Below are 13,702 nucleotides of genomic sequence, written 5' to 3' on the forward strand. Positions count from 1 at the left end.
TATTGCTATTTGACGCTTTCAACCACAGAACAAGTGCTACCCGTACAGCCAAAGATCAGTTTTGGACGGCCACCGAAATCATTGACATACGTCAACACGGGTTTGCTGCCCAATGCTGCTGCACTCACTTCCAACATGCCTTGTGACTTTGGAGCAATCATCAGTGGTTTGAAGCCCGCAGCGGTTTTCCCGGTTTTGCTCTCACTGGCATCCACCAGCGTGACGTAATATGGCGTCGGGTTATTAACCTGATAACGATCACCCTGACGTGTCAGCTGTAATTTTTCCTGCCAAGGTGTCGACATATCAGCCTTTTGTGGCACGATGCTGGCGGGACGATAAAAAAGTTTGATGCGTGTTTGCAGCGCAATTTGTAGAGTATTGGGTTTGTCCGACCGTGGTGGAATTTCACGCAGGTTAAAATAGAACAGTGTTTCCCGGTCTTGCGCCAACTGACTTACCACCGGCAGTGTTTGTATTTTTAACTGGCTAAGTGCACCTGGCTCAACACGCTGAACCGGTGGGACCACCGTCAATGGCGTATTAATTTTGTTACCCTGCTCATCTTCAATCCAGCCCTGCGCCAGATAAGGCAGTTGCTTATTCTGGTTACTGATATTCAAGCTGATCGACTTATCACCACCATTAATGATCGCTCGGGTTCTGTCCAAAGCGATCGCTGCCGTGGCTTGCTGTGCCATAAGTGCCGCCACCAAAACGGTGGTGATACGCAGTTTGCTAGTCAATTTCATTACCTTTCCCTTCGAATTAATTGTGTTAGAACCTGCCGATAGCGCTCACCATTAATGCTCAAACGGGCAGTTATCCGCAGGCTCTCTTACCAAAATGTTCTACTGTGATACTGGAGGCTTACTCCCCGCCGCTATCGGCTGGCAAGGCAACAGTAAATTCGCCAGCACCGAAGGAGAAAGCATCTTCGGTAGAGTGATGCTGCATTGCGCCTGTCCATTCCAGTTCACAGACATCGTTTCACCGGCTTTGATCCCACTGAGATAAGTCGAACCATCGTCGTTAACAATGCCGGTCTCTTGCTGATTTTCATTCAATACGGTGGCCCCAAATGGAGGGGATGAGCCATCAACCATACGAATCATAGCCATCGCTTTTTCACCTGAAATCACATTAAAGCGGCGATAACCGATGGCCCCTTCAGTCAGGGTAACCTGTGCAACCGTTCCTCTGGCCTCAACATCATCAGCCAAGTTGTCAATATCAATACTGGCTCGGTTGCGGTAATAACTGTTCACATCACCGACCACGGCTTTACCAAAATGGTTGGTCCGTATTGTTGACCCATACCCCTGAACCGGTACGCCAGCCACACCTTGTGTATCCAGCAGTAATCGAGTACCGCCGAGTGTATTCATTCGGTGCAGCGCCCCACCTTCAGCCGTCACCGTTGCACCGCCTTGGATACCGACACCAACGGAGGAATATTGCCCTTCCTGATAACTGGCGTTAGCGGTAACATCCGCGCTATTCCCCATATGGTTGTAATTACCACTCACCAACGCGCCGCTACGTGCGACACCGGTATTGATTTGGTAGCTGTTATGGGCATCAATTCTGTTGGTATACCCAACTCGTTGGCTGTTTTCTCGGCCATTAATCGCCGCGCTATAGCTGATGGTGGCGCTATTGCCAAACGGCATAGACAAGGACAAATACATCCCATCGTCATTATTTTCGTTATAACGGTTGCGATAGGCAGACAGTGTGACACTAACGTTTTTCAGTTCCCCCATATCGAAATAGCGGGATAGTGACAGGTTATACCGGTCATTAGCTGAACGATCCCAATACGTCTGATGGCTATAGTTCAGATATGCACTCAACCCCAAATCACGAAATTGCTGGTTGAAGCTGATGGTATACATCTCTTTATTACCACCGACGTTATCACCACGATAACGGGCATCGAGATATTCACTCATGCTCATAAAGTTACGTTCAGAGAAGCGATAGCCAGCAAAAGTCACCTGACTGCCCGTCTCTTGGAAGTTTTTCGAGTAGTTAATCCGATAAGAACCACCACTTACCGTGCCTTGCTCTGGCAAATTGGCCCAAGATTGGGTCATATCCACCGACACAGCACCAAGCTCCATCAAGTCACGGCCTATCCCCATGGATGCCGCTTGATATTCGTTTTCACCACTGATCCCGCCACCGAACAACGACCAACCGTTATTGATGCCCCAAGAGAATTCCCCAGTTCCAAATACGGGTCCTTCCGTGCTATGGCCGATATCAGAAGGCTTACCAAGAGCAATTCTGTAACGCACCATGCCAGGACGGGTCAGGTAAGGAATACTGGCAGTATTCACTTGAAATTGTTGTACTTGCCCATCAAGTTCTTCCACTCGGACATCCAGTGTCCCGGAAACAAAACTGTTCAAGTTTTGAATTCGAAAAGGCCCGGCCGCCACCAATGTTTCACTCAACACTCGCCCTTGCTGGCTAACAATCACTCGCGCGTTAGTCCGAGCAACCCCGGAAATCTCTGGTGCATAACCACGCAGATTCGGCGGTAACATATTGTCATCCGTCACCAGACTTGCACCGCTAAAACGGAAGCTGTCAAAAATAGCGGAATTTAAAAAGTCTTCCCCTAAAGTCAGCTTCGCGCCTAAATTCGGTATCGCGCGGTAGGCGTAATAGCGACTCCAATCCCATTGACGTTCGGTCGGCGAACCTGAAACCTGATCAACTCGAGTCTGCCAATCCGCACGCAATCGCCAAGCACCTAAGTTGGCTCCGGTCGTCCCGTTACCACTTAAACTGTTGTTACTGGTATTGTTCGTCTCTTGACGGTTCAATTGCCCTAACAGGTTGTAATCGAAAAGCAGCCCAGGGATCCCCTCTTCCCAGCGTGAAGGTGGATCCCAGTCTGGCTCGCTATACTCCAACCACGCTTGCGGCACACTCAGATAAAGTGATGACGTCGCCAAATCACCCTGCACGGTCAAACCGGGCAAGCTGCTCGTATCCAAACATTCCCCGTCACGCCACCACGTTAGTTTCTTGACACTGTCTTCTTTCAGCGCCATCAACTTAACCAACTCAGGTGATAAGCACGCTTCACTTTTTTTAGGATCGTTTTCGGCGGCGTAAAACACTATCGGTAGCTCGCCTATCTCCTGCTTATTCATATTAACCAATAAGTTATAATTCCCCGGCATGATAAAGCCGCGTTGGGAAAATTGGCTCAGGTCAAAATTGGCACGATCCTTAGTATCCAAAACATCGGTATTAAACTGAATATCATCACTGGCAAACACGCCATAAGCATTGCCACTTAACGCAACTGCAATCAAAATGCGCAATAAATCACGACGGGCAATACCGGTGGTGATGGAACGAGCGGATAGCATGGGATATGTCACCTTACTCATTGAAATCAGTAGTAATCCAATGTGAAACGAACGCTAGAATGATAAGTTCCAGCACGCAGCATCTTGCCATTGCCCACTAAACGCAGGGCATAATTGAGTGTCATACCAGCAGGGATAATATTAATTTCCGGTGATGCCACCCCTGGAATAGAAGCATTGCCTTTATCATCAATGATTTGCATTGCAACCCCCTCGGCCTCACCGTACACCGCATAATTATTACCGTCCGCCGCGCCATCAAATGACACGGTAAAATGCTGTCGGTTAGATTTACTTGGATCGGGATGGGCTATCGTGCAATCGAGTAGTCGAATCTCGAATGGATGCTTATTCCCTACCCCGTTTTGTACCAACAAACCTATTGGCATAATCGCCATATCAATGGTCTGTTCCAAACTTCCCGGATCTATCGCACAAGCAGTATCAGTAATACTTCCTTCCATACTCACGCGGCCCCAATCGGTTTTCATGGGGGAGGCCATTGCCGGCAAACTCAGCAGTGACGCTATCAGTAAGGAAGGAGGTACTATCAAAAAAAATGACTTGGACATAAATCACCTAACTCATCCAACACGTATCTTTCTCAAGAGGAAAAGACATGCGGAAAAATCCGCATGTCGAATTAGCAAAGAGAAATACTTATTGGTAAGCCAGCGTGAAGTCTGCAACGCTAGAGAAGGTACCTGGTTTGATTGCGTCAGCTACAGTGCTGCCTTGCAGGTATGCAGAGAATGCCAGGGTGTTGTTACCAGTAACCAGAGTCTGTTCAGCCGTTGCTGTACCCAGAGTAATAACAGAACCAGTACCATCAACGATGGCGATACCAGCGCCTTCAGCTACACCAGTGATACCCAGCAGGCCAGGTACTGCAGCTGATTCTGCACCGCCAAAGGTGGTGGTAACTGTTTTCAGAGTTGTGATGTCACAGTTTTCCAGTTTGATGTCGAAAACACGGGACTGTGATTTGCCGCCGTTCTGCAGCGCAACGTTAGAGATCTGGCCCATTTCAACAGTCTGTGAATCAGAACCAGCAGCGATTGAACATGGCGCATCAATGATAGAACCATTGAAAGTTACAGTACCCTGACCTTGATCAGCAGCGTTAGCCATAGAAGCAAAACCTAATACCAGACCAGCAGCCAAGATAGTTTTATTCAGTTTCATTACGTGATTCCTTTATACACAATTAAAATTTTGCCCGCTGATTTACCTTAATAAAATCAAGGTAAATACCGCTTCGAAGTAGTTTAAAAAATAAAAAACCGTGCAGTTTCTTGTCGCCAAAATACGAGAAGTTTAACTACGAACGACATAGAGCTATAAATCAGACATGAAGGCATTAAAAAACGCCCTCACCTTTCAGTAAACATTTAAATAACGTCAAAGCTCTTTTTGTTCGACGCAGATAATACAAATATAGTGGGATACTTCAAAGCTATTTAATTCAAACAATCAAAATTCAGAGTCTTTAACTTAATTAACTAAATTAACACAATAATCTCGATAACTTTGATCGATAAACATTACACCTTCGACATATAGCACTGCAAAAAGAAGCAAATCGACACATTAGATCGCTAAAAGTCATTTTATCAAAATTAATGATTGCTTATTCCATAAGTGAAATTATAATCGATATTAAATCCTCATGATTTTAACGCCAGAAGCAGAAAAAGCTTAACATTAATACAATAAAACCTTGCTAACTCCTTGAGTCACTTCAGGATAAGCGAGGATTTTTCACATGAAAAAATAACATAACTATTTGAAATTGATGGATTTTATTGAAACAAAAAGAAGCCATCATCTTGATGAAAAATAAAGGAATTTTATTTTATTTGAGAGGGCTAAACTGTATTAAAACAGGATGGCAACCATACCAAACTGTTAATTTTATTGCGATGGGAGTTAATGATTAAAATAAGGATTACAAAAATAATAATAAATAAATAAGAGGACGGTCATTGTTTTGTGTGAATTGTCTTTATTATGGTAGGAAGCTTCCTACAAATGAATAAGAAATATAAATCCTGTATTAGGAATATAAGAAATAAAATATCTTTAAAATATACATTGCATGAGGAATTAAATAATGAAGCCTAAGGATAAACGGAAAGAAGAAGTGATGAGTATATTGGAAGAACATTGTAATGTTCTAAAGGAGCAGTTTACTGAAACTCCACCACCCGTTATCAATTGGCCAAAAACCAGAGAACTTGCTGATAAAGCGCAGTTGGATATTTATACTGCAAGGCTGGTATTAATGAAGCTGGTTGATGAGAATAGAGCGAGAATGTCTGAAACCAAAGTCATGAATTCATTACGCTGGTTTAGTGCTCACCCGATAGAAAAATACACGCAACCGAATGCTATTCGATATTAATAACTAATCACCTAATAGTTAGTTAGCTAGCCAATAACGAATGCCTTGTTAGGATTTAATGTAACAACTTGATAAATATTGATTTTTTATTAAACCCTATAAACCACATTCTATTTTCGCAATAAGTTAACCTTATTATTTTGGTGGTCATGAGTACTGAATCTGTGTCAATGCTGCACTAAGAAGTCAATCGAAGTGGTTCAGGCTGTCATCCAAGTCACGCCATCCACATCGTTTGTGAAAATTTTAGGCCCCTTCAACAAGGGGCCTTTTCGTTTTTTGCAAATAGTCTCAACCATTACCTATGTCAGTTTTCGGGCTGCTGGGCTAGTATATCGGCTGGAAAAAGGACTGATGTACGGTGGCAAGACGTCCGTGTTAACCGTAAAATCATGTGATGTCTAACGATAACAATAAAAATCACAATCAACTTTAAATTCAATGGATTAAAAAAATAACCGCATGAATAACACCGATAAACTCGACTCTCACACGCCGATGATGCAGCAGTATCTACGGCTCAAGGCCCAGCATCCCGAAATACTCTTATTTTATCGGATGGGGGATTTTTATGAGCTGTTCTACAGTGATGCCAAGCGGGCTTCACAACTGCTGGATATCTCACTGACCAAGCGGGGAGCATCTGCCGGCGAACCCATTCCTATGGCCGGTGTTCCCTATCACTCGATAGAAAACTATCTGGCGAAACTGGTGCAATTAGGTGAGTCAGCGGCTATCTGCGAGCAAATCGGTGATCCTGCCACCAGTAAAGGGCCTGTTGAGCGCAAAGTGGTGCGCATCGTGACTCCCGGAACCGTCAGTGATGAAGCATTACTGCAAGAGCGCCAAGATAATCTACTGGCGGCTATCTGGCAGGATGCCCGTGGGTTTGGTTATGCCACTTTGGATATCAGTTCTGGTCGTTTTAGGGTGGCAGAACCTGCGGATCTTGAAACCATGGCCGCGGAGTTACAGCGAACTAACCCCGCAGAATTACTCTATCCAGAAAATTTCGAGCAAATGTCGTTGATTGAACAACGGCATGGCCTGCGCCGCCGTCCATTATGGGAGTTTGAGCTAGAAACTGCCAAACAACAGCTTAATCTACAATTCGGTACTCGCGATTTAATCGGCTTTGGTGTTGAACAAGCCCATCAGGCATTACGGGCTGCGGGTTGCCTGCTGCAATATGTTAAGGATACCCAACGCACTTCTCTGCCCCATATCCGTGGTTTAACCATGGAACGCCAGCAAGATGGCATTGTGATGGATGCTGCCACACGTCGAAACCTCGAACTGACTCAGAATTTATCGGGGGGAACTGAAAATACACTGGCCGCCATTCTTGATTGTAGTGTGACCGCCATGGGTAGCCGCATGCTTAAACGCTGGTTGCATATGCCAATCCGCGACATCAAAGTATTAACCGATCGCCAACAAGCCATTGGTGGTCTGCAAGACATCACAACTGAGCTGCAAACACCATTAAGACAAGTGGGTGATTTGGAGCGTATTCTGGCTCGCTTGGCACTACGCACCGCGCGTCCAAGAGACTTGGCTCGCATGCGTCATGCTTTCCAACAGTTGCCTGAGATCCATCGTTTGCTGCAATCTGTGAATGTCCCTCACGTACAAAATTTGCTGTCACAAGTAGGCCAATTTGATGAATTACAAGATTTACTGGAGCGGGCAATCGTCGAAGCACCGCCAGTATTAGTGCGCGACGGTGGTGTAATCGCGCCGGGATATAATGCGGAGTTAGATGAATGGCGGGCGCTAGCCGATGGCGCGACCGATTATCTGGACAGGTTGGAAATCCGTGAGCGTGAAAAACTGGGCTTAGATACACTCAAAGTCGGTTTTAATGGTGTTCATGGTTATTACATTCAGGTTAGTCGTGGCCAGAGCCATCTGGTGCCTATCCATTATGTTCGCAGACAGACCCTAAAAAATGCCGAGCGCTACATTATTCCTGAACTGAAAGAGTATGAAGATAAAGTTCTGACCTCCAAAGGAAAGGCACTGGCGATTGAAAAAGGACTATACGAAGAGATTTTCGATCTGCTGTTGCCGCATTTATCTGAATTGCAAACCAGCGCCAATGCGCTAGCTGAATTGGATGTATTGGCGAATTTGGCGGAAAGAGCAGAAACACTCAACTACAACTGCCCAACGCTGAGTGATAAGCCGGGAATCAAAATTACCGGTGGTCGCCACCCCGTGGTTGAGCAAGTGCTCAGTGAACCTTTTATTGCTAACCCACTGGCGTTATCACCTCAGCGGCGGATGTTGATCATTACTGGCCCAAACATGGGCGGTAAAAGTACCTATATGCGTCAAACGGCATTAATCGTGTTACTGGCGCACATGGGGAGCTATGTCCCTGCTGATCAGGCAACGATTGGTCCGGTTGATCGTATATTTACCCGCGTCGGGGCGGCAGATGATCTGGCCTCTGGTCGCTCAACCTTCATGGTGGAAATGACGGAAACCGCGAATATTCTGCACAATGCTACTGAGCAAAGCTTAGTATTAATGGATGAAATTGGCCGCGGAACATCTACTTATGATGGTTTATCACTGGCTTGGGCCTGCGCTGAAAATCTGGCCAGTCGCATTAAAGCCATGACTCTTTTTGCCACCCATTACTTTGAACTGACCACTTTGCCGGAAAAAATGGAGGGTGTGGTCAATGTTCATCTTGATGCACTGGAACATGGTGACACCATCGCCTTTATGCACAGTGTGCAAGATGGGGCTGCCAGTAAAAGTTATGGGTTGGCAGTTGCCGCATTGGCGGGTGTACCACGGGATGTGATTAAGCGGGCGCGCCAAAAACTAAAAGAGTTGGAGTCATTGTCAAATAATGCCGCGGCAAGCAAAATTGATGGTTCGCAACTGACATTACTCAATGAGGAAGTCTCACCGGCGGTTGAAGCATTGGAAGCACTGGATCCAGACTCGCTATCACCACGTCAGGCGTTAGAGTGGATTTATCGCCTGAAAAATATGGTGTAGCAGTATCTTTAAACGTTCCAAAACCGCCAGTTACTGACAATGGCAGGCATAAAAAAACGGTGAACATCAGTTCACCGTTTTTTTGTTTTCCAGACAATCTTTATTCGCGGAACAATGCCTCGATGCTCAGGCCCTGCCCTTGCAGGATTTCCCGCAAACGACGCAAACCTTCAACCTGAATCTGGCGAACACGTTCACGTGTCAAACCAATCTCACGGCCAACATCTTCTAGCGTTGCTGCTTCATACCCTAACAAACCAAAACGACGGGCCAGAACTTCGCGCTGTTTGGCATTCAATTCAAACAGCCATTTAACGATACTTTGTTTCATATCGTCATCTTGCGTGGTGTCTTCTGGGCCATTTTCGTTTTCGTCAGACAGAATATCTAACAAAGCTTTCTCTGAGTCGCCGCCTAAAGGAGTATCAACAGAAGTGATACGTTCGTTAAGGCGTAGCATACGGCTCACGTCATCAACCGGTTTGTCGAGCTGCTCGGCAATCTCTTCAGCGCTCGGCTCATGATCCAATTTATGAGAAAGTTCTCGTGCAGTACGCAAATAAACGTTTAGTTCTTTGACGATATGAATAGGCAAACGAATCGTCCGGGTTTGGTTCATGATTGCCCGTTCAATTGTCTGACGTATCCACCAAGTGGCATAAGTGGAGAAACGGAAACCGCGCTCAGGATCAAACTTTTCTACCGCTCTGATCAGACCGAGGTTTCCCTCTTCAATCAGATCCAGCAGCGCCAAGCCGCGATTACTGTAACGACGGGCGATCTTCACCACCAGCCGCAAGTTACTTTCGATCATACGCCGACGTGAAGGCACATCTCCGCGCAATGCACGCCGGGCAAAATAAACCTCTTCTTCTGCGGTCAACAGCGGTGAATAACCAATCTCACCAAGATAGAGCTGTGTCGCATCCAGTACTCGCTGGGTAACGCCTTGCGCCAACAGCTCATCTTCTGCTAACTCGCTTTCAGTAGGTTCATCTTCTACTAATGCTTTTTCGTCGAAAATTTCAGTTTCCGTACTGTTTTCGTCAAACTCAGCATCTTCCTGCAACTCGTTAACTTTCAGCGTATTTTGGCTCATATGCTGCTCCTACCCGTGAATCCGGCGAGCAGAATACAGCGTATTCTGCCCAATCTATCGCTGCGGAAGGTAACGCAGCGGGTTTACGGATTTCCCCTTGTAACGAATTTCAAAGTGCAATCTTACTGAACTGGTTCCGGTGCTACCCATGGTGGCTATTTTTTGACCCGCCTTCACTTCTTCTTGTTCCCGGACCAGCATTGTATCGTTATGAGCGTAGGCGCTCAGGTAATCATCGTTGTGTTTGATGATGATAAGATTACCGTAACCACGCAGTGCGTTCCCAGCATACACAACTCGCCCATTTGCTGTAGCGAAGATTGGTTGCCCACGAGAACCCGCGATATCAATCCCTTTATTGCCTCCTTCGGAAGCAGAGAAACTATCAATCGTTTTACCTTCAGTTGGCCATTTCCAGCTGCTGACTGGACCACCATTACTGGTAGGGTCACTGATGGTACTGCTAGGTGCAGTAACAGGTGCAGTTGTAGCGACAACAGCTCCTGATGCCGGTAACATTTTACCAACATTCTGTTTACCCGAGTTTTCAGAATACGCGCTAGTTGATTGAGAATCAACCATTGTAGTTGTGTTCTGAATATTTGACGGCGGTTTTGCTATTCCGCCTGATGTGGCATCCGTTGCGGCTAGCATTCCGCCACCAGAACCATTACCTAGTTGAATGGATTGCCCCACATTTAGGCTATATGGCTCGGCAATATTATTTTTTGCCGCCAGATCACGGAAATCATTCCCAGTAATCCAGGCGATATAAAACAGCGTGTCACCACGCTTAACGGTATAGGTATTACCGCTATAGCTTCCTTTGGGGATATTGTCGTAGCTACGGTTATAAACGATACGTTCACCCGATGCATTGGTATTCGAGCCACTTAGCATAGTACCTGAACGATCACCACCGACACTGCTGATGGGTGCAGAGGTTGTATTCTCATTGCTACAACCCACTAACCATAAACTCATAACCGTACATGCCGCGACCCGGCGTAATGTAATCATTGGGCTTCCCGTGCTCATGCTTCCCCCATGACAGCAATAATAAGCGATATATCCAAAATACCTTTTACACCGTCGGATAAGTGGTCACTCGTTGATGACAGCAAAACGCTGGTCTGAGGACGACTACACCACTTATTGTCGAGTATTAAAGGTTCCACAGAACGAGCCAAACCCATGCCGTCCCGAACTGAAGAAACAAGATGCAGAAGCGCGCATGCTATCAATACCACGTCTACCACACCATAAAATTTATGTTACTGATTTTTGTCCAATCTTTAGCGCAAAATAGTGTGCTGCGGATACAGGAAAAATAATGACCGATATAAAAAGATTTATTTAAGCCAGTTCCCCTTTTACCAAAGGAACAAAACGCACGGCCTCTACTGTCTCAATTTGGAATTCATTATTGCGACGCTGCACACATTTTAGCGTTTGAGCTTGCTCGCCCACAGGCAAGACTAATATCCCGCCCTCATCCAATTGCTCAAGTAATGCGTTCGGTATTTCTGGTGGCGCGGCTGTCACAATGATCGCATCAAATGGCCCGCGTGATGCCCAACCTAGCCAGCCATCACCGTGGCGGGTTGAGACATTATGCAGATCTAGCTGTTTCAGGCGACGCTTTGCCTGCCACTGTAACCCTTTGATTCGTTCAACTGAGCATACATGTTCGACTAAATGCGCCAAAATGGCGGTCTGATAACCAGAACCGGTTCCTATCTCTAAAACCCGTGAAGTGGGCGTCAATTGCAATAATTCTGTCATTCGCGCCACCATATAAGGCTGAGAAATAGTTTGCCCTGAACCTATCGGTAGGGCTGTATTCTCATACGCCTTATGAGATAACGCTTCATCAACAAAACGCTCGCGCGGCACTGCTTCGATCGCCTGCAACAAGCGCTCGTCTGTAATGCCCTGCTGACGTAACTGCATCAACAATGTTTGCATGCGTTTATTTACCATTCCCCGTCAACCTCGGTATTTACTAACGTCATGTTGGTTAACCAGTTTTCAACCACGTCTTGCGCCGCATAAGCCGTTAAATCAACCTGCAGTGGTGTGATAGAAACATAACCTTGCTCAACTGCAGCAAAATCAGTGTCTTCTGCCACATCAAACTTCTCCCCCGGTGGCCCTATCCAATAGAGATCGTTGCCCCGTGGGTCTTGTTGACAAAATACCTGCTCTGCCGGATGGCGGCTACCACAACGAGTCACCCGAATCCCTTTAATTTCAGATAAGGGTAAGTCAGGTACATTAATATTCAGTATCTTGCCTGTACGCAATGGTTTATGTTGCAGCGCACGCAATATTTGGCAAGTGACCGCTGCCGCCGTCGCATAGTGCTGATGCCCATTGAGCGAAACAGCCAGTGCAGGAAGCCCTAAATGCCGCCCTTCCATCGCTGCCGCCACAGTACCTGAATAGATAACATCATCGCCCAGATTGGGGCCAGCATTGATGCCAGAAACCACAATATCGGGCCGGGGACGCATAAGCGCATTAACCCCCAGATAAACACAATCAGTCGGAGTACCTTGTTGTACCGCGATATCGCCATTGGATAATGTCGTGATGCGCAGAGCACTATCAAGCGTCAATGCATTAGAGGAGCCGCTACGATTACGATCCGGCGCAACCATTTTGACTTCCGCAAATTCCCGCAGTGCGGTAGCAAGCGTCTGGATCCCGGGCGCAGTAATACCGTCGTCGTTACTCAGCAATATCCGCAGCATCAGCATTATCCTGATTCATGATTTCTCGCACCACGCTGGTGGCAAAGCTGCCTGCGGGTAACCAGAAGCTGAGTTCCAAGGTGACGTCATCCCACCAATTCCACGCCATATTCTGTGGTTTTAACAAGATTGCCCGACGCGCACCTTCAACACGTTCACGTTTAATCAACGCCAATAATTCGGTTTGATCCGCCAAACACGCCTGCTCGAAAGCCAATGCTTCAGCCTGTGTCCCCAATTCGCCATCACCCGGTAATGGCGCGGTCACATTCAGTTCACCCGCATCAACACGTTGTTGTAAGGCCGCCAACTCATCGGCTTCAGCCACAAACCAACTACCGCGACCAGAGAGTTGCAATGCATCGCCAGACAGCACTGTTGTTGCTTGCTGTTGCGCCAAACGGCAACTGCTGATCAAGTTGAACATGGCGCTACGACTGGCAGACAAGTAAAAGCTGCGTTTATTGCGTTCTTTTACGCGAATCTCATTATTAGCCCACAACCGAGCCTGCACCAGATTATTACCACCGCGGCCAAATCGTTGGCTGCCAAAATAGTTAGGCACGCCTTGGGCTGCTATTTGCTGCAATCGTTGTTCTACATCCTGATTATCAGTGATATGGCGTAGCACTAAAGTAAAAGCGTTGCCTTTCAGTGAGCCGATACGCAGTTTTCTTTTCTGACGTACAGACTCCAGCACTTCACAGCCTTCCAGCTCAAAAGTGGATAAATCTGGCGCTTCTTTGCCCGGCAGGTGCAAGCAGAACCATTGTTCAGTTACTGCGTGGCGATCCTTCAAGCCCGCATAACTCACCAAACGTGGGTGAACCTTGGCAAAACGCGCCAGATAATCGGCAACAAACTGGGTATTGCAGCCATTTTTACGGATGCGTACCAATAAATGTTCGCCTTCACCGTCAGGTTCAAAACCCAAGTCTTCGACCACCACAAAATCTTCCGGATTGGCTTTTAGAATGCCGCTCGCTTTGGGTTTGCCGTGCAACCAGGTCAGATTTTCCATGTCCATCATTTA

At 46.7% G+C, this 13,702-nt stretch carries 11 protein-coding genes; 2 read left to right on the forward strand and 9 right to left on the reverse strand.

Annotated features, from left to right (window positions below; genetic code table 11):
- Positions 1–5 precede the first annotated feature (5 nt).
- The 4 genes from ACIOG0_RS17575 to ACIOG0_RS17590 all read right to left on the reverse strand — a co-directional run bounded on the left by ACIOG0_RS17575 (position 6) and on the right by ACIOG0_RS17590 (position 4,577).
- Complete coding sequence (locus ACIOG0_RS17575; protein WP_164908343.1) at positions 6–752, reverse strand: fimbria/pilus periplasmic chaperone; 747 nt, start codon at positions 750–752, stop codon at positions 6–8.
- A 99-nt stretch (positions 753–851) separates the two neighbouring features.
- Positions 852–3,392 (reverse strand): outer membrane usher protein, encoded by a 2,541-nt coding sequence (locus tag ACIOG0_RS17580; RefSeq protein WP_050100330.1) that lies wholly within the window; start codon positions 3,390–3,392, stop codon positions 852–854.
- A gap of 26 nt (positions 3,393–3,418) precedes the next feature.
- Positions 3,419–3,922, reverse strand: coding sequence for a fimbrial protein (locus ACIOG0_RS17585; protein ID WP_174846802.1), 504 nt, complete (start codon positions 3,920–3,922; stop codon positions 3,419–3,421).
- Positions 3,923–4,052: 130 nt separating this feature from the next.
- Positions 4,053–4,577: a fimbrial protein gene (locus ACIOG0_RS17590; protein WP_050100332.1), complete on the reverse strand. Its 525-nt coding sequence runs from the start codon at positions 4,575–4,577 to the stop codon at positions 4,053–4,055.
- Positions 4,578–5,505: 928 nt separating this feature from the next.
- On the opposite strand from ACIOG0_RS17590, the gene ACIOG0_RS17595 reads away from it, so the two are divergent.
- Both ACIOG0_RS17595 and mutS read left to right on the forward strand, forming a co-directional pair.
- Positions 5,506–5,796 (forward strand): faeA-like family protein, encoded by a 291-nt coding sequence (locus ACIOG0_RS17595; RefSeq protein ID WP_404704881.1) that lies wholly within the window; start codon positions 5,506–5,508, stop codon positions 5,794–5,796.
- Positions 5,797–6,258: 462 nt separating this feature from the next.
- Positions 6,259–8,814, forward strand: coding sequence for a DNA mismatch repair protein MutS (gene mutS / locus ACIOG0_RS17600; protein ID WP_050140503.1), 2,556 nt, complete (start codon positions 6,259–6,261; stop codon positions 8,812–8,814).
- Between the two features lie 100 nt (positions 8,815–8,914).
- Here mutS and rpoS read toward each other — a convergent pair whose 3' ends face one another.
- From rpoS to truD, 5 genes are all read right to left on the reverse strand, one after another.
- Positions 8,915–9,913: an RNA polymerase sigma factor RpoS gene (gene rpoS / locus ACIOG0_RS17605; RefSeq protein WP_004714173.1), complete on the reverse strand. Its 999-nt coding sequence runs from the start codon at positions 9,911–9,913 to the stop codon at positions 8,915–8,917.
- Positions 9,914–9,967: 54 nt separating this feature from the next.
- Positions 9,968–10,933: a murein hydrolase activator NlpD gene (nlpD, locus tag ACIOG0_RS17610; protein WP_050100342.1), complete on the reverse strand. Its 966-nt coding sequence runs from the start codon at positions 10,931–10,933 to the stop codon at positions 9,968–9,970.
- Between the two features lie 336 nt (positions 10,934–11,269).
- Positions 11,270–11,896, reverse strand: a complete 627-nt coding sequence (locus tag ACIOG0_RS17615; RefSeq protein WP_050100344.1) for a protein-L-isoaspartate(D-aspartate) O-methyltransferase — start codon at positions 11,894–11,896, stop codon at positions 11,270–11,272.
- Positions 11,890–12,669, reverse strand: a complete 780-nt coding sequence (surE, locus tag ACIOG0_RS17620; protein ID WP_050100346.1) for a 5'/3'-nucleotidase SurE — start codon at positions 12,667–12,669, stop codon at positions 11,890–11,892. Before surE ends, ACIOG0_RS17615 begins: the two co-directional genes overlap by 7 nt.
- The gene (truD, locus tag ACIOG0_RS17625) at positions 12,647–13,696 is read right to left on the reverse strand and encodes a tRNA pseudouridine(13) synthase TruD (protein WP_128451265.1); all 1,050 of its coding nucleotides are present in this window, start codon (positions 13,694–13,696) and stop codon (positions 12,647–12,649) included. The genes surE and truD overlap by 23 nt, the downstream gene beginning before the upstream one ends.
- Between the last annotated feature and the right edge of the window lie 6 nt (positions 13,697–13,702).

The organism is Yersinia vastinensis (genome assembly GCF_044905075.1).
Classification (GTDB): domain Bacteria; phylum Pseudomonadota; class Gammaproteobacteria; order Enterobacterales; family Enterobacteriaceae; genus Yersinia; species Yersinia vastinensis.